Source organism: Bacillus sp. ISL-51, from assembly GCF_018613535.1.
In the GTDB taxonomy this organism is placed as follows: Bacteria; Bacillota; Bacilli; order Bacillales; family Bacillaceae; genus Bacillus.
This window is the reverse complement of sequence record NZ_JAGGQB010000005.1, coordinates 177,800-196,013: the sequence shown is the minus strand read 5'-3', so window position 1 is coordinate 196,013 and position 18,214 is coordinate 177,800. Positions and strand designations below refer to the sequence as shown.

General features: G+C 45.4%; 13 protein-coding genes and 1 riboswitch. All 13 genes read left to right on the top strand.

All coding sequences use genetic code 11. The annotated features are described in order from the left end of the window. Nucleotides 1-31: 31 nt before the first annotated feature. The 13 genes from mraY (at nucleotide 32) to J7E26_RS05670 (ending at nucleotide 17,983) form a co-directional block, all read left to right on the top strand. Nucleotides 32-1,006 (top strand): phospho-N-acetylmuramoyl-pentapeptide-transferase, encoded by a 975-nt coding sequence (gene mraY / locus J7E26_RS05730; protein WP_214799481.1) that lies wholly within the window; start codon nucleotides 32-34, stop codon nucleotides 1,004-1,006. Continuing rightward, nucleotides 1,007-2,362: a UDP-N-acetylmuramoyl-L-alanine--D-glutamate ligase gene (gene murD / locus J7E26_RS05725; RefSeq protein ID WP_214799480.1), complete on the top strand. Its 1,356-nt coding sequence runs from the start codon at nucleotides 1,007-1,009 to the stop codon at nucleotides 2,360-2,362. It abuts the gene before it with no gap. 59 nt (nucleotides 2,363-2,421) lie between these two features. Continuing rightward, entirely contained in the window at nucleotides 2,422-3,522 is a 1,101-nt protein-coding gene (spoVE, locus tag J7E26_RS05720; RefSeq protein WP_061520431.1) for a stage V sporulation protein E, read from the top strand. A 114-nt stretch (nucleotides 3,523-3,636) separates the two neighbouring features. Further along, complete coding sequence (murG, locus tag J7E26_RS05715; RefSeq protein ID WP_214799479.1) at nucleotides 3,637-4,725, top strand: undecaprenyldiphospho-muramoylpentapeptide beta-N-acetylglucosaminyltransferase; 1,089 nt, start codon at nucleotides 3,637-3,639, stop codon at nucleotides 4,723-4,725. 31 nt (nucleotides 4,726-4,756) lie between these two features. Next, the gene (gene murB, locus J7E26_RS05710; RefSeq protein WP_214799478.1) at nucleotides 4,757-5,668 is read left to right on the top strand and encodes a UDP-N-acetylmuramate dehydrogenase; all 912 of its coding nucleotides are present in this window, start codon (nucleotides 4,757-4,759) and stop codon (nucleotides 5,666-5,668) included. A 129-nt stretch (nucleotides 5,669-5,797) separates the two neighbouring features. Next, complete coding sequence (locus tag J7E26_RS05705) at nucleotides 5,798-6,580, top strand: cell division protein FtsQ/DivIB (protein ID WP_214799477.1); 783 nt, start codon at nucleotides 5,798-5,800, stop codon at nucleotides 6,578-6,580. 556 nt (nucleotides 6,581-7,136) lie between these two features. Then, nucleotides 7,137-8,450 (top strand): cell division protein FtsA, encoded by a 1,314-nt coding sequence (ftsA, locus tag J7E26_RS05700; protein ID WP_214799476.1) that lies wholly within the window; start codon nucleotides 7,137-7,139, stop codon nucleotides 8,448-8,450. A gap of 35 nt (nucleotides 8,451-8,485) precedes the next feature. Next, complete coding sequence (ftsZ, locus tag J7E26_RS05695) at nucleotides 8,486-9,637, top strand: cell division protein FtsZ (protein WP_214799475.1); 1,152 nt, start codon at nucleotides 8,486-8,488, stop codon at nucleotides 9,635-9,637. A 285-nt stretch (nucleotides 9,638-9,922) separates the two neighbouring features. After that, nucleotides 9,923-14,209 (top strand): S8 family peptidase, encoded by a 4,287-nt coding sequence (locus J7E26_RS05690; RefSeq protein ID WP_214813191.1) that lies wholly within the window; start codon nucleotides 9,923-9,925, stop codon nucleotides 14,207-14,209. A gap of 217 nt (nucleotides 14,210-14,426) precedes the next feature. Continuing rightward, a complete protein-coding gene (gene spoIIGA / locus J7E26_RS05685; RefSeq protein ID WP_214813188.1) occupies nucleotides 14,427-15,356 on the top strand; it encodes a sigma-E processing peptidase SpoIIGA in 930 nt (309 codons plus the stop codon). A 58-nt stretch (nucleotides 15,357-15,414) separates the two neighbouring features. Beyond that, complete coding sequence (gene sigE / locus J7E26_RS05680; RefSeq protein ID WP_007409714.1) at nucleotides 15,415-16,134, top strand: RNA polymerase sporulation sigma factor SigE; 720 nt, start codon at nucleotides 15,415-15,417, stop codon at nucleotides 16,132-16,134. 140 nt (nucleotides 16,135-16,274) lie between these two features. Continuing rightward, complete coding sequence (gene sigG, locus J7E26_RS05675) at nucleotides 16,275-17,057, top strand: RNA polymerase sporulation sigma factor SigG (RefSeq protein ID WP_061520440.1); 783 nt, start codon at nucleotides 16,275-16,277, stop codon at nucleotides 17,055-17,057. 131 nt (nucleotides 17,058-17,188) lie between these two features. Beyond that, nucleotides 17,189-17,983, top strand: coding sequence for an ABC transporter ATP-binding protein (locus tag J7E26_RS05670; RefSeq protein WP_214799470.1), 795 nt, complete (start codon nucleotides 17,189-17,191; stop codon nucleotides 17,981-17,983). A gap of 11 nt (nucleotides 17,984-17,994) precedes the next feature. Beyond that, a riboswitch (TPP riboswitch) is annotated at nucleotides 17,995-18,100 on the top strand. Nucleotides 18,101-18,214 lie beyond the last annotated feature (114 nt).

The window sequence follows — 18,214 nt, the reverse complement described above, 5'->3', positions numbered from 1 at the left end:
CGTTTGAACGAAACGGGAGGAGAAAAGAGCAATGCTTGAGCAAGTGATTTTATTTACAATTATAATGGGATTTTTAATCAGTGTTCTGATATCTCCGATTCTTATCCCGTTTTTAAGACGATTAAAATTCGGCCAGAGTATTAGAGAAGAGGGGCCGAAATCACATATGAAAAAATCAGGGACGCCGACGATGGGCGGGGTCATGATCATTGTATCAATCACCATTACGGCCATTGTCATGACGCAGAAATTTTCGGAATTAAGCCCGGAAATGTTTCTTCTGCTGTTTGTCACAATCGGCTACGGGCTTCTCGGGTTTTTAGATGACTATATTAAAGTTGTCATGAAACGGAATCTTGGATTAACGTCCAAGCAGAAACTGATCGGTCAGATCATTATTGCTATCATATTTTATGGTGTATATCATTATTGCCATTTTGCAACTGATATCCGGGTGCCGGGCACTCATCTATCAATCGATCTCGGCTGGGGATACTTTATTCTCGTACTCTTTATGCTTGTCGGGGGCTCAAATGCCGTCAACCTGACGGACGGCCTTGACGGCTTGCTGTCTGGAACTGCGGCTATCGCATTTGGCGCTTTTGCTATTTTGGCGTGGAATCAATCACAATATGATGTTGCGATTTTCTCAGTTGCCGTTGTCGGCGCTGTTCTCGGTTTCCTTGTATTTAACGCGCATCCCGCCAAAGTATTTATGGGGGATACCGGCTCGCTTGCGCTTGGCGGAGCGATCGTGACTGTTGCCATTTTGACAAAGCTTGAAATTCTGCTTGTCATTATCGGCGGAGTATTTGTGATCGAGACCTTATCTGTTATCTTACAAGTTATCAGCTTTAAAACGACAGGAAAACGAATCTTTAAAATGAGTCCGCTTCATCACCATTACGAATTGGTCGGGTGGTCTGAATGGAGAGTCGTCGTGACATTTTGGACTGCGGGACTGTTGCTTGCCGTTTTAGGAATTTACATCGAGGTGTGGTTATAAGTGGAAAACGAACATTTTTTGCAAAAACAAAATTTTCTAGTCCTCGGACTGGCAAAAAGCGGGTATGCGGCAGCGTCAATTCTGCATGAAAAAGGCATTAACGTCACCGTTAACGATCAGAAAGCCTTTGAAGAAAATGAACCTGCCCAAAAGCTTTCTGCCAGAGGGATTGAAGTCATCTGCGGAGAGCACCCGACGTCACTTTTTGATCAGCATGACATTACCATTATGATCAAAAATCCCGGGATTCCTTATGAAAATATTATGGTGCAGGAAGCGCAAAAAAGAGGCATCCCGGTCTGGACGGAAATTGAGCTTGCATATTATATAACAAACGCAAAATTCATCGGCATTACAGGCTCGAACGGCAAAACAACAACCACAACGCTCATATATGAAATGCTGAAGGCTGATTCTCAAAAAGCCCTGATTGCAGGCAATATCGGCACTGTCGCCAGTGAGGTGGCATATCACGCCGACGGAGATGAATGGATCGTCACGGAGCTTTCTTCCTTTCAGCTTATGGGGACGCATGCGTTCAGACCTGAAATCAGCCTGATTTTAAACATATTTGACGCCCATTTAGATTATCACCACAGCCGTGAAAATTACGAGAAGGCCAAGCAGAAGGTGTATCTTCACCAGCTTGAAAGCGATACGGCCATCGTCAATCAAAACGATGAAACAGTGGTGCGGCTTGCAGAATCGGGCAAAGCCGGCATTGTTCCGTTTTCAGTTCAACAGCCGCTTTCTAGCGGCGTATTCATAAAAGACGGAATGCTGATGTTTAATGATGAAGCGATTCTTCCTATAGATGACATCGTCCTGCCCGGCGCGCATAATTTAGAAAATATTTTGGCAGCCGTTGCCGCTGCGAAGACTGCGGGCGCATCAAATGAAGCGATTCAAAAGGTGCTGACAAGCTTTACGGGAGTGAAGCACCGCCTTCAATACGTGACGACGATTCAAAAACGAAAATTTTATAACGACAGCAAAGCGACGAATATTTTAGCAACGAGCAAAGCGCTTTCCGCGTTTAAAGCTCCGGTTATTCTGCTTGCCGGCGGTCTTGACCGCGGCAACGGCGTTGATGAACTAAAACCGTATATGGAACATGTCAAAGCGATCCTTACGTTCGGACAGACAGCGCCAAAGTTTGTAAAACTGGGCAACGAGCTGGGAATACAACATGTCAAACGTGTCGATAATGTTGAACAAGCAGTATCTGCGGCGTTTGCGCTCTCAAATGAAGGAGACGTCATCCTCTTGTCACCGGCGTGTGCAAGCTGGGATCAGTTTAAAACATTTGAAGAACGCGGTGACATGTTTATAGATGCCGTGCATATGCTTAAGTAAGGGCTTGTCTAAAGAATTTCGGCAGCCCTAATGAACTTATGCTTGGGGTGTCGATTGCTTTGACTACTAAAAAAACAGCGCCTGATTTGTTATTAGTCATTATTACGTTATTGCTTTTAACAATAGGATTAATTATGGTCTACAGTGCAAGTGCGGTATGGGCGGATTATAAATTTGATGACTCGTTTTTCTTTGCCAAACGGCAGTTGCTGTTTGCGGGGATCGGCGTCATTGCCATGTTTTTTATAATGAACGTGGATTATTGGACATGGCGGACTTGGTCGAAACTGCTTCTGATTATCTGTTTTTTTCTGCTTGTGCTCGTTTTGATTCCGGGAGTCGGAATGGTGCGGAACGGTTCAAGAAGCTGGATCGGTGTGGGAGCGTTCAGCATTCAGCCTTCGGAGTTTATGAAACTCGCGATGATTGCGTTTCTGGCTAAGTTCCTTTCTGAAAAACAGAAGAACATTACGTCATTCAGACGCGGGTTCATTCCCGCCCTCGGAATCGTGTTTTCTGCCTTTATTATCATTATGTGCCAGCCCGACCTCGGAACGGGGACGGTTATGGTGGGCACGTGTATCGTAATGATTTTCGTATCCGGTGCGCGCATCGCTCATTTTGCGTTTCTGGGGCTGATCGGACTAAGCGGGTTTGCGGCCCTTGTCCTGTCCGCTCCGTATCGGATCAAGCGGATTACCTCTTACTTAAATCCTTGGGAGGACCCGCTTGGGAGCGGCTTTCAGATCATTCAGTCGCTGTACGCCGTAGGTCCCGGCGGGCTGTTCGGCATGGGGCTCGGCCAAAGCCGGCAAAAGTTTTTTTATCTGCCGGAGCCGCAAACCGATTTCATTTTCGCTATTTTATCAGAAGAGCTTGGCTTTATCGGCGGTACGCTCATATTGCTGCTGTTTAGTATTTTATTATGGCGGGGCGTCAGAATCGCCCTCGGCGCTCCGGATTTATACGGGAGCTTCGTCGCCATCGGTATTATTTCGATGATTGCCATTCAAGTCATGATTAATATCGGCGTTGTGACGGGTCTCATTCCGGTGACGGGAATTACGCTGCCGTTTTTAAGCTACGGGGGATCATCATTGACACTGATGCTTATGGCCGTCGGCGTACTCTTAAATGTCAGCCGGTATTCGAGGTATTGATCTGTATCTTGCCTCATAAATCATGATATATTCGTAATATAAAAAAACAGACAACATCAATAACCCTGTCCTAAAAAACAGGGTTATCGCTATGTGATGAAGGGGGACATACGTATGCGTATTGCAGTAAGCGGAGGCGGTACGGGAGGACATATCTATCCGGCCCTGGCCTTTATTAAAGAAGTGCAGCGCCGCCATCCGGATGTGGAATTTTTGTATATCGGAACGGAGAACGGCCTTGAGAAAAAAATCGTCGAACGGGAAAACATTCCGTTTCGTTCAATTGAAATTACGGGCTTTAAACGAAAACTTTCTTTTGAAAATGTAAAAACCGTTATGCGCTTCTTAAAAGGCGTGAAGATGAGCAAATCGTATTTAAAAGAATTTAAACCGGATGCCGTCATCGGAACGGGCGGTTATGTATGCGGTCCTGTCGTATACGCGGCTGCGAAATTGGGGATTCCGACCATTATTCATGAACAAAACAGTCTTCCGGGCATCACAAATAAGTTTCTCTCGAAATATGTTAATAAGGTAGCGATTTGCTTTGAAGAAGCAAAATCGCATTTTCCCGCTGAAAAAGTTGTTTTTACGGGAAACCCCAGAGCATCTGAAGTCGTCTCAATTAAGACAGGCCGCTCATTAACCGAATTCGGACTGAAAGAAAATCAAAAAACGGTTCTGATTTTTGGCGGAAGCAGAGGCGCAGCCCCTATTAACCGCGCCGTTATTGACATGCAGGAAGAATTAAAAACGAGGCCTTATCAAGTGCTGTATATTACCGGAGAAGTGCATTATGAGAAGGTAACGGCGGAGCTGAAAGGCAAAGCCGCGGATAATATGGTGACAAAACCGTTTTTGCACCAAATGCCGGAATACTTAAAATCAATTGATGTGATTGTGGCAAGAGCCGGAGCGACGACAATCGCCGAGATTACCGCCCTCGGAATTCCGAGCGTGCTCATTCCGAGCCCGTACGTTACAGCCAATCACCAAGAAGTCAATGCGAAGGCGCTCAGCCAGCATGACGCTGCAATTGTGCTGAAAGAAACCGAGCTTAGCGGAGAAAAACTGATTGCCGCTCTTGACCGGATCGTAATGAATGAAGAAACACTAAAGGACATGAGTGAGCGGACAAAGTCACTCGGTGTTCCAGATGCGGCAGCCAGACTGTACAGTATCATGGAAGATATTAAAAAATAAGAGAAGAGTAATTGGAATGCGGAGGTTTACGATGGAGAACGTGATTCAGGAATTAAAAAACCGCGAAGTTGGCAAAGTGTTAGAACAAGAGCCGCTCGCGAACCATACAACAATGAAAATTGGCGGACCTGCCGACATTTTGATTATTCCCAATCGGGTGGAAGCGGTCAAAGATATCATGGATATTGTGAAAAAATATGATTTGCCGTGGACTGTCATCGGCCGCGGTTCAAACCTGCTTGTACTTGATGAAGGCATCAGGGGAGTTGTCATAAAACTCGGACCCGGCCTTGACCATTTAGAGCTTGAAGGTGATCAAGTAACGGTCGGAGGCGGTTATTCCGTTGTACGCCTGGCTACATCCATGAGCAAAAAGGGGCTGTCCGGCCTTGAATTTGCAGCCGGAATTCCCGGGTCAATCGGCGGGGCCGTCTATATGAACGCCGGCGCCCACGGCTCGGATATGAGTGAAATCCTTGTGAAAGCCCGTATTTTATTTGAAGACGGTTCAATCGAATGGCTTACGAATGAAGAAATGGATTTCAGCTACAGAACGTCTATTTTGCAAAAGAAACGGCCCGGCGTCTGTCTTGAGGCAGTCCTTAAACTTGAACAGAAGGAACGTGAAGCGATCACAGCGCAGATGCAAAATAACAAAGACTACAGAAAAAATACACAGCCGTACTCAAGCCCGTGTGCGGGAAGCATATTCAGAAATCCGCTGCCGAACCATGCGGGAAGCCTCGTTGAAAAAGCGGGGTTAAAAGGGCATCAGATCGGCGGCGCCAAAGTATCCGAGATGCACGGGAATTTTATCGTCAATGCCGGCGGAGCGACTGCCAGGGACGTCCTTGACCTGATTGATTACGTGAAAAAGACAATCCGTGAGCAATATGACGTGGAGATGCACACAGAAGTTGAAATCATCGGCGGCAATCGCTAAATGGTTCTCTGATTTACACGAGCTCATGTGATATACTTTGAACAAATGGCAAACGGCATCACAGCATGCCGTTTGTTTTTCAATCAGACGAATGTAAAGCTGTTTCATTCTTAGTGAGGTGGACAGGCAGTGAACCCGAATCATGAAAGAGAAAAAATTGTAAATATTGAAGAACGGATTCCGAAAATTAAAGAGCAGCGAAAACAAAAAGCAAACCGCCGTCTCATTTCATTTATTCTGCTCTTTTTTATGATGGTGCTGATCATCGTGTACTTGCAGATGCCGATCAGTAAAGTATCTTCTGTTTCTGTTTCCGGAAACGAAATTGTGCCTGCAAAAGAGGTTGCCGCGCTTTCTGATATTCATAACGGCCAAACAGAATTCTGGAGCTTGAATAAGAAAAAAACAGAAGAAAAGATCGAGCAAAACAAGCTGGTGAAAAAGGCGGCGGTTACAAAAGCCTTCCCTAACAAAGTCAACATCAGTATCGAAGAGTATAAGACCATTGCGTATTTACAAAAAAACGATGTATATTATGAAGTCCTGGAAAACGGCACCGTACTGCCGAACGAAGTCACTCCGGATGATGCCGGGCCGATTTTGGTAGACTGGACAAACGGGAAAAAACGGATCAAGTTGGCAAAGCAGCTTGATAAGCTGTCAGGTTCTTTAAAACAGTCGATTTCTGAAATTTATTACACGCCGGCAAAAATGGACAATGACCGGATCAAGCTGTATATGAACGATGGATATGTGGTTACGGCTTCTATTAAGACTGTTGCAAGCAAAATGAAAACCTATCCTTCTATTATTTCGCAGCTGGATGGGAAAAAGGGAATTATCCATTTAGAAGTCGCTACATATTTTGAGGAATTTAACAAGGGTAATGCTGATAAGAAGAAAAAGAATTGATGAAATAAGTCTAAATACCTATTTTTGTGTCCGTTCAAAAGAATCAATTAAAATCAGCGCAGGCATCCGATATAACCGATAGCGGAATAATTATGACTATGTCTGTTTTTTGCTGAAGATATGGCTGATAAACAAGCGGAAAATTCTCAGTGTTATGCGTATGGTATATGAGATAAGCATTGTATTTGGAATTTTCCTCCTGTTTCTTCTTTTTTCGTATGATTCTGGCAATATCTATAGCTTTTCTGAAGGTTCATCTTAGTGTAGACTTGTATAAAGCGGGTATATTTGCATCATGTGTTGCACAATATGACGCCATCAAAAGAAATCTTCTGATAAGGTGGGCCGTCTTTAAAAAAAATAAAAAAAAAGTGATATAAAAGAGGATATACATAGAATATAACGAATAGTTTCAATAAACATAAATTGTGAGAAATCAGATAAGAATATGTTGTTGCTGTTGTTTTTGTTACACACTTGTAAAGCCACATTCATTGTATTGTTGTTCCGCAAATAATAGAATAGAATTGATCGAAATGTGAGGAGGTGCCATAGAATGAACAACAATGAACTTTACGTCAGTCTTGACATCGGTACGTCCAATACAAAAGTGATCGTCGGAGAAATGACAGATGATTCCCTTAACATTATCGGAGTGGGAAATGTACCGTCTGAAGGGTTGAAAAAAGGCTCAATCGTTGATATAGATGAAACTGTTCATTCTATAAGAAAAGCGTTTGACCAAGCTGAAAGAATGGTAGGTTTTCCGCTGAGAAAAGCCATTGTCGGTGTTAATGGAAATTATATTAATATTCAAGATACGAACGGCGTTGTCGCTGTTTCAAGTGAAAACAAAGAGATTCACGTAGAAGACGTCCGCAGGGTGATGGAGGCGGCACAGGTCGTTTCGGTCCCGCATGAGCAGCTGATCGTTGACGTCGTTCCGAAACAGTTTATCGTTGACGGAAGAGATGAAATTACAGATCCGAAAAAAATGCTCGGTGTCCGCCTGGAAGTGGAAGGCACGCTGATTACCGGCTCAAAAACAATCTTACATAACTTACTTCGCTGTGTGGAGAGAGCGGGCGTTGAAATTACGGATATCTGCCTGCAGCCGCTTGCGGCCGGTTCGGCGGCTTTATCAAAAGACGAAAAGAACCTCGGCGTCGCAATGATTGATATCGGCGGCGGATCTACGACGGTTGCGGTTTTTGAACAGGGGCACCTTAAAGCGACCACCGTAATTCCGCTCGGAGGCGAAAACATCACAAAAGACGTGTCAATCGGTTTACGGACGTCCACAGAAGAGGCGGAAAGAGTAAAAAAACAATTCGGACATGCTTTCTACGACGAGGCTTCAGAAGATGAAGTATTTGAAGTCACCGTCATTGGCACGAATCAAAAGCAATCTTTTACGCAGCAGGAAATTGCCAATATCATCGAAGCAAGAGTGGAAGAGATTCTTGAGATTGCCGCATCTGAAATCGAACATATGGGGATTACCGACTTGCCCGGCGGCTTTGTGCTGACCGGAGGACAGGCCGCAATGCCCGGGGTGCTTTCATTGGCACAGGACGTGCTGCGGCACAATGTAAGAGTCGCAAGCCCGAACTATATCGGCGTGAGAGACCCGCAGTATATGACGGGTGTCGGCTTGATACAATTCGCCTGCCGAAACGCAAGAATTCAAGGAAGAAAAATAGGCTTTCATATGCCGGAGGAAGCCGTGCAGGAAATTGCGGTTTCACACGAAGAACAGCATCATCAGAGGCAAGAGGCACAGCAGCGGCCTAAAGCAAAACAAAAAACACAAGCCGAACAGAACAAACCGAGCAAAATGAAAAAACTATTAAGCATGTTTTGGGAATAGATAGATAGTCATTCGGCAGATTAGGAGGATTTAGCATGTTGGATTTCGAAACAAACATAGACGGCTTAGCATCAATTAAAGTAATCGGAGTAGGAGGCGGCGGAAATAACGCGGTCAACCGAATGATTGAAAATGAAGTGCAAGGTGTAGAGTACATCGCGGTGAACACGGATGCACAAGCTCTTAACCTGTCAAAAGCAGAAGTGAAAATGCAGATCGGAGAAAAACTGACGCGGGGTCTTGGAGCTGGAGCAAACCCTGAAGTCGGCAAAAAAGCCGCTGAAGAAAGCAAAGAACAGATTGAAGAAGCGTTAAAAGGCGCTGACATGGTTTTCGTTACAGCCGGAATGGGTGGCGGAACCGGAACGGGGGCCGCACCGGTAATTGCCCAAATCGCAAAGGATTTAGGCGCTCTGACTGTCGGAGTCGTAACAAGACCGTTTACATTTGAAGGACGGAAGCGCCAGCTGCAGGCGGCTGGCGGAATTACAGCAATGAAAGAAGCGGTGGATACGCTGATCGTAATTCCGAATGACCGTATTCTTGAAATTGTTGACAAAAACACGCCGATGCTTGAAGCATTCCGTGAAGCTGATAACGTGCTTCGCCAAGGGGTTCAAGGTATTTCAGACCTCATCGCGACACCCGGACTGATCAACCTGGACTTCGCCGATGTCAAAACCATCATGTCGAATAAAGGTTCTGCATTGATGGGAATCGGAATTGCAACCGGAGAAAGCCGTGCGGCAGAAGCTGCGAAAAAAGCTATTTCCAGCCCGTTATTAGAAGCGGCAATTGACGGAGCGCAAGGTGTTCTGATGAACATCACAGGCGGCACAAACCTGAGTCTATACGAAGTGCAGGAAGCTGCGGATATCGTCGCATCTGCATCTGATCCTGACGTGAATATGATTTTCGGTTCAGTAATCAATGAAAATCTGAAAGATGAAATTGTCGTGACTGTCATCGCAACAGGGTTTATTGAACAGGAAAAAGACGACTCAAAACCGCAGCGCCCGACATTAAACCAAGGGTTAAAATCCCAAAACCAAAATGCTGCTAAGCGTGAGCCAAAGCGTGAAGAAACGCAGCAGCATCAAAACACGGCAAACCGTCATACATCACAGCCGGCGGATGATGCCTTGGATATTCCGACATTTTTAAGAAACCGCAACAAACGCGGCTGATGTAAAAGGACAAAACCACATGGTTTTGTCCTTTTTCTTTCCTCTATAGACTGATTTCTTCCTCAGGTCCTCCGATTCATATACCAAAAAAGAATCTTTATCCCTATGTATAAAACATGACCATTGGATTATTTTCAGTTTCATATGGCTTTCTGACAGAATACGACAATATCTGAATAGGAGATTGTCTACATTTAACGTACAACATCGAAATGACAAACGATTCCAGTTATAAAGGAGGGCAGACAAAAATTACATTATCTTTCTAAATAAGGGGGAATACGATTGAGAAAAAAAACGAGAAACAAGTGGACAGGCTCCGTTTTAAGCGTCATTGTCGTCAGCTCACTGCTTTTTCCGGGTGCAGCCGGAGCGAACAGCACACATGCAGCTGCTTCTTTAAAAGAAGAACTCTCTTCCTCGAAAGCCATCCAGCATAAGATTTCTGATTCGGTCAAGAAACGTTTTGAAAAAAGTGATAAGGTCACGTTTCTCATTAAATTCAAAGAGCGGGCTGATACGAAAAAAGCTGCCAAGACGGCCGAAAAGAAAGCTGAGTCACATTCGCTTTCAGCTGCAAAAACAGAATATCAAAAACGTTCGGCCGTTGTCTCTTCTTTAAAGGTAACAGCTGATGATGCGCAGCAAAACATAAAAAATTACTTGGAAAAACAAAAAAAGAAAGGCAAGGCAGACCATATTCATTCCTATTATATTGTCAACGGAATGGCTGTCCGTGCTTCGAAAGAGGTAATGGAAAAAGTCGCTTCATTTTCTGAAGTGGAAAAAGTGCTCCCGAATGAAAAGCGTCAGCTGACAAAATCATCCGCACCTTTTCAAATGAAGAAAAAACAAAAAGAAATCAAAGCAAAAGGCGGTATCGAATGGAACATCAGCCAAATCGATGCACCTAAAGCCTGGGCTTTAGGCTATGACGGAACCGGTACGGTTGTTGCATCCATTGATACCGGAGTTGAGTGGGATCACCCGGCATTAAAGGAGAAATACCGCGGCTATGATTCTAAAAATCCCGCTCAGCCGAACCATGACATGAACTGGTATGATGCCGTTGCCAAAAAAGACGCTCCCTATGACGACCAAGACCACGGCACTCATGTGACCGGAACAATGACGGGGTCTGAACCTGACGGCTCAAATCAAATCGGCGTGGCTCCCGGCGCAAAATGGATTGCGGTAAAAGCTTTCTCGGATGACGGAGGGACAGATGCCGATATTTTGGATGCCGGTGAATGGGTGTTGGCGCCAAAAGATAAAGACGGGAAGCCGCATCCTGAAATGGCTCCGGACGTTGTAAATAATTCTTGGTCCGGCGGTTCAGGAATTGACGAGTGGTACAGGGACATGGTCAACGCGTGGAGAGCGGCTGATATTTTTCCGGAATTCTCTGCGGGAAATGAAGACTTGTTTACACCTGGAGGACCGGGGTCGATTGCCAATCCCGCCAATTATCCGGAAGCATTTGCGACAGGTGCTACCGACAGCCAAAAGAAACTCGCTGATTTCTCACTTCAAGGCCCTTCACCGTATCATGAAACAAAACCGGATATCTCGGCTCCGGGAGTCAATATCCGTTCATCGGTGCCGGGGGGAACATATGAAGGCGGCTGGAACGGAACTTCGATGGCCGGACCGCATGTGGCTGCAACTGCGGCTCTGTTGAGGCAGGCGAATGCCTCTATTACGGTCGATGAAATGGAAGACGTCTTGACTCGCACAGCAGAAAAGCTGACCGATTCCGTCTTTCCGAATTCACCGAATAACGGTTACGGCCACGGTCTTGTCAATGCATTTGACGCCGTTTCGGCTGTAACGGACGGAATTGGAAAAATAGAAGGGCAGGTGTCGACAGCAGGTGAAGATAACGAACCGCCCGTATATCAGCATGATCCTGTCTCGGAAGCTTATCAAGGCGCGAGTCTTCCGTTAACTGTCACGGCGGAAGACAATGTGGGTGTTACGAAGGTTACGCTTTCCTATCAGTTTGATGAGGGAGATTGGAAAACGATCACCGCGGTGCAAAAAAGCGGCGATGAAAAAAAGGGAACATATCAAGCGGAAATCCCGAATGTAATGGCCAAATCTGTAAGCTACAAATGGACGATAAAGGACTTTGGCGGTCATTCGGCGGAATCTGACACGTACCGGGTCACTGTCAAACCAAGCATTACAGCGGGCTACAAAGAGAATTTTGAGTCGCAGCCCGCAGGATGGTCAAGCTACGGAACACACGATCAATGGGAATGGGGTGTTCCGGTTTCAGGCCCCGGCGCAGCAGTCTCCGGAGAAAAAGTATTTGCGACGAATCTGTCAGGCCCTTACGCCGATTCGGCCAACATGAATTTAGTGATGCCTCCGATTCAAGTGCCGGATGCCGGGCGTCTGTTCCTTCAATTTAAAAGCTGGCACAAGCTCGAAGAATTTTTTGATTACGGATATGTGTTTGTACTTCCTGAAGGGAAAACGAATTGGGAGCAGGCTGCCATTTATAACGGAGCTTCGGTAGGCTGGACTGATGAAGAAATTGATTTATCGGCATATAAAGGCCAAAACATTAAAGTCATGTTTAATTTGCAGTCCGATGAAGTGGTAAATGAAGACGGATGGTATATCGATGATGTCAGCCTCTCAGCCGGCTCTCACGGCAAGGTGAAAAAAGCTAAACTCGGTATACAAAAGCCGTCCGGCAAACTAAAGAAAAAAGCTGTTAATCCTAAAAAAGCGAAACCGGCGGCAAAATCAGCAGGAAAAGCTGTGAACCGCGGAACAAACCTGCTTCCGCTCAGAGCGCAAGTCAGTGTTGCCGAGACGGGAAAATCCGTTTATTCAGACCCGGCAAGCGGCAAATACACCCTTTCTCATAAAGCGGGCAGCTATACGCTGAAAGCGGAGGCTTACGGGTATCAGCCAAAAACAGAAAAAGTCTCCATACAATCAAATCAAACGGCACAGGCAGACTTCACGCTGGAAAAAATGCCATCCGGCACGTTAAAAGGCACGATCACCAATCAGTCAACGGGAGAACCGGTGAAAGGCGCCGCGCTGTATGTCATCGAGGATGCCGCAATTGAACCGGCGGTGACGAATGACAAAGGGGAATATTCACTTCAGGCGTACGAAGGCTCCTATACGATCAAAATCGCCGCAAAAGGATTTTACAACAACGAAATTTCTGTTGATGTAAAAGGGAATGTCACCCAAAACTCCGAATTAAAGCCGTATATCGGCTATGAAGGCGAAATTGCCTATGATAACGGTGTGGAAGAAGCCGCCATGTCGTACTTTGAGGCAGGCAGCAAATCTGCGGTTAAGATGACGCTCGCTGACGGAAAAGACCGCGGCATGCTGACAGGAGGGCTGTTTAAATTTTGGGGTGAAGACTGGCCTGCTCCTGGCGGCACGGAATTTCAAATAGAAGTATATGACGCATCGGAAAAAGACGGTGCGCCCGGTAAAAAAATCGCCGGTCCTTTCAAAGCGGAAGCGCTCAGAAACGGTGAATGGACAAAAGCCGACCTCAGCTCAAAAGGAATTGCGGTCGGTAAAGAATTTTATCTCGTCTTCGTACAGACGAAACCCGATCCTTATTCGCCGGGATTGTCAGCCGATGACGGAAGCCCGTATTCAAACAGAAACTGGCAGTACATCGGCGGCAGCTGGTCAAAATCGGATAAATCTGACGGAAACTATATGATCCGCGCTTTGGTTGACTATGAAGCAGCAGTGCCTGAGATTACTTCACCGCAGGACAAATCATTTACAAATCAAGAGAAACTTGCGGTAAAAGGGACCGCTTCTCCGGGGACCGCTGTCCGTCTTTACAACGATGAAAAAGAAGCCGCTGAAACAAAAGCCGGAGCAGACGGCACCTTCCAGGCTGATGTATCGCTTCATAAAGGGGCCAACCGCCTGACTGCATCAACGTCAACTGACAGGGGATCAACAGACGCTTCCGGCCCTGTCACGGTGATACTTGATCAGGATAAACCGGATTTGACGATCGATAATCCGAAAAACGGAGATAAAACAAATAAAGAAACCGTGACCGTAAAAGGAAAAGCTGCCGATGATTATTTGAAGTGTGTGAAGGTGAACGGCCAAAAAGCTGAGGTGAAAGACGGCTCTTACCAAGCCCGAATTCTTCTGGAAAACGGCAGCAATGAAATCAAAGTCACGGCAGCGGATGAAGCGGGAAACAAAACGACGAAAAAGACGGTTATCAATGCAAATTACACCGCCCCCGTTATTTCTGGGTTAGTTCCCGGAGAGGATAAAACATTAAAAGCCGGAGAATCAGTAAAAATCGCTTTCTCCAGCGGAAAGAAATTAGACGCCACGTTTGTCATTCGTCTTCCGCTGACAAATGCGCGCGCAACTACCCAAAACGCAACGGAGCTTCCGCTGAGAGAAATTTCTCCGGGAAGATATGAAGGATACTGGACGGCCACCTCTTCAATTAAAGCGAACGGAGCAAAAATTGACGTTATCGTAAGAGATGACTACGGGAATGAAACGAGACAAACGGCGAAAGGAAAACTTTATATTAACGAGTAAAGAAAAGCGCTGCCTTTAGAAGGGCAGCGCTTTTTCAGATGATCCGAACCTAGCAAAATGCCCAAACAGGCATCCTCGACAAATAAAACGGTTATCCCTTAAAAATTGTACTTTCCCCTCAACATTAATTGACAGACTTTCCCACAGAGCTTGCTTTATACTTATGAAACAAGAGAGAGAAACAGGTATGTAAGACAAAAGAGGAGAGGGGTCAGATGTGAAAATCTATCTGGATGTCATTTGGCTGTTGAACTTTTGTTTTGATTCTCTTTTGCTTTTATTGACGGCCTTTATTTTAAAACGCCAGGTAAAGAAAAGAAGAGTGGCGGCTGGCGGCTTCATCGGTTCAACGATTGTGCTGCTGATGTTCACCCCTGTTTCGCCGCTTGTGGAGCACCCGGCGGGAAAAATGGTGTTTTCAGTTTTCATCGTGCTTACGGCTTTCGGATTTAAACGGTTTCGGTATTTTTTTCAAAATTTGTTTGCCTTTTATTTCGCAACATTTCTCGTCGGCGGGGGAATGATCGGTGTTCATTCCTTATTGCAGACAAAATCAATCGTGCAGCATGGCGTAATGGTGACAAGCCAGACCGGATTCGGTGATCCGATCAGCTGGATGTTTGTCGTCATCGGATTTCCCGCCGTGTGGTTTTTTTCGAAAAAAAGAATTGAAGAGATCGAAACAAAATCCATTCAGTATGATGAACTTGTCAGGGTGCAGGCTGAATTCGGCGGACAGACAATCCATGCAAAGGGATTGGTGGATTCGGGAAACCAGCTGTACGATCCGCTGACGAAAACGCCGGTCATGATTCTTCATATTGATAAGTTTGCCCCGCTTCTCGGGGAAAAGGAAACAGACATTATCAAAACCGCCAGTCCGCTTGAGGTGATCGAACAGCTGGATAATACGTTCCGCCACGCAGAAAAACTCAGACTGATTCCGTACAGGGGCGTCGGCCAGGACCATCAATTTTTACTCTGTTTGAAGCCGGATTACGTGACCATTTTAACAAAAGACGAAATGATCGCATGTGAGAAATGCCTGATCGGAATCAGCACGAGACAATTATCGGCAGACGGCGAATTTGACGCGATCATTCATCCGAAAATGCTGACAGGAAAAGCGGTGAAACATGTATCCTGATCTAAAAGTCTGTTACTAATCATACTCAATCCGCATTGTATTTAGAAGGGGGAGGAAGATGAAAAAACTTAAGCTGCGTTTGACATATCTTTGGTATAAATGGCTGATGAAACTCGGGCTGAAAAGTGATGAAGTTTATTACATAGGGGGAAGCGAAGCACTGCCGCCGCCTCTGTCAAAAGAAGAAGAACAGGTGCTGCTTTTAAAGCTGCCGAGCGGGGATCAGGCGGCGCGCGCTATTTTAATTGAAAGGAATTTACGCCTTGTCGTGTACATCGCCCGCAAATTTGAAAACACGGGCATTAATATTGAGGATTTGATCAGCATCGGGACAATCGGTCTGATCAAAGCGGTAAACACCTTTAACCCGGAAAAGAAAATAAAGCTTGCCACCTATGCATCACGATGCATTGAAAACGAGATTTTAATGTACCTGCGCAGAAACAATAAAATCCGTTCCGAGGTATCCTTTGATGAGCCGCTTAATATTGATTGGGACGGAAATGAACTGCTGCTTTCAGATGTGCTCGGAACAGATGATGATATTATTACAAAGGATATTGAAGCAAATGTGGATAAAAAGCTTTTGAAAAAAGCGCTTGAGCAATTAAACGAGAGAGAAAAGCAGATCATGGAACTGCGTTTCGGGCTTGTCGGAGAAGAAGAAAAGACGCAAAAAGATGTAGCCGACATGATGGGAATCTCCCAATCCTATATTTCCCGGCTTGAAAAACGGATTATAAAAAGACTGCGAAAAGAGTTTAACAAAATGGTGTAAAAAAATTTCCATCAGCCAACCCTTACTGCTGCAAGGATTGTCTTGGGCAGATGTTTTTTTCTGTAAAATGAAGGTGCATATTTTTCCCACCCGAGGAGATACTTAACGTTGTACAGCAGCTCCTGTTGGGAGGGAAAAACGTGTCAAGAAATAAAGTCGAAATTTGCGGGGTGGATACCTCCAAATTACCGGTGCTCAAGAATGAAGAGATGAGAAAGCTATTTAAGCAATTGCAGGATGAAGGCGATGATTCAGCAAGAGAAAAGCTGGTAAACGGCAACCTGCGCCTTGTCTTAAGCGTCATTCAAAGGTTTAACAATAGAGGAGAGTATGTTGATGACTTATTTCAGGTCGGCTGCATCGGACTAATGAAATCCATTGATAATTTTGACCTAAGCCATAATGTTAAGTTTTCAACATACGCTGTACCGATGATCATCGGAGAAATCCGCAGATATTTGCGTGATAACAATCCGATCCGCGTCTCAAGATCGCTGCGTGATATCGCATATAAAGCGCTTCAAGTAAGAGAGCGGTTAATCAGTGAGACAAGCAAGGAGCCGACAGCAGAGGAAATCGCCAAAGTTCTTGAAGTGCCCCATGAAGAAATTGTGTTTGCTCTTGACGCCATCCAAGATCCGGTGTCGCTGTTTGAGCCGATTTATAACGACGGCGGTGATCCGATTTACGTCATGGACCAGATCAGCGATGAGCGAAACAAGGATACACAATGGATTGAGGAGCTGGCTTTAAAAGAAGGCATGAGAAGGCTGAACGAACGGGAGAAAATGATTTTGCGCAAGCGCTTCTTTCAGGGAAAAACCCAAATGGAAGTGGCAGAAGAAATCGGCATATCCCAAGCTCAGGTTTCGAGGCTCGAAAAGGCAGCCATTAAACAAATGAATAAGAACATCCATCAATAACGGGAAAAGCCTTTAAAACATTTGTTTTAAAGGCTTTTTTCGTGTCTCTGGTTTACGTATGCAAAAAAGTCATGTATTCTAATCTGTAAAAGTTTTATGAAAATTGAAACAAATTTACAGGGGGGAGCACAATGATTTTACAGCTTGACCGCGTGTCATTAAAAAGAAACGGCAAATGGATTCTAAAGGATATAAACTGGCATGTTGAACAAAATGAAAACTGGGTGCTGTACGGATTAAACGGGGCCGGAAAAACAGCTTTGTTAAATATGTTATGCTCATATTACTTTCCTACTTCAGGAGAGATGCAGGTGCTCGGCCATCAATTCGGAAAAACAGAGCTCGGTGATAAGTTCAGAAGAAAAATCGGCCTTGTGTCAGCCGGGCTTCAGCATAAACTATATCCCGCGGATTCCGCATTTGAAATCGCGCTCAGCGGTGCGTACGCATCTATCGGTTTATACGAAACACCGAGTGAACAAGTAAGGGAAAAAGCGATCGGGCTTTTGAAGGATTTGGGCGCGCTCGGTTACGCGGACAGGCGCTATGAGACCTTATCCCAAGGAGAAAGACAAAGGGCGCTGATTGCCCGTGCCCTTATGGCAGATCCTGAACTTTTAATTTTGGATGAGCCGGTGACTGGTTTAGACTTTATGGCGAGGGAAAAGCTGTTAGATACGATTACATATATCGCCGGAAAAGAAAATGCGCCGTCAATCCTTTACGTCACCCATCATGCTGAAGAAATTTTACCGGTATTTGATAAAGCGCTGCTTTTAAAACAAGGCGAAGTGTTCGCCTCAGGCGGGATACGGGATATGCTTTCTGATGAACGGCTTTCTGCCTTTTTTGACATACCGGTCAGCGTGATGTGGAACAATGACCGTCCGTTTTTAACACGGACGAAAGAAACGTCATCCGTGTGAAAGGTGAATACATTTCATCCTGGGGGTGCTGTCCGGCAGCTGAGAGAGGCGTGTGTCTCAACCCTTAACAGACCTGATCTGGATCATGCCAGCGGAGGGAAGCGGTGAAAAAAGCGGAGGAAGCCGCGGTTTATATATTGCCGGGCCCCTGTGCGTTTTTTTAAAGCCGTTTCATTCGTTGAAACGGTTTTTTCTATACAACAAGAAGGAGAGATTTCCATTGGATCAACT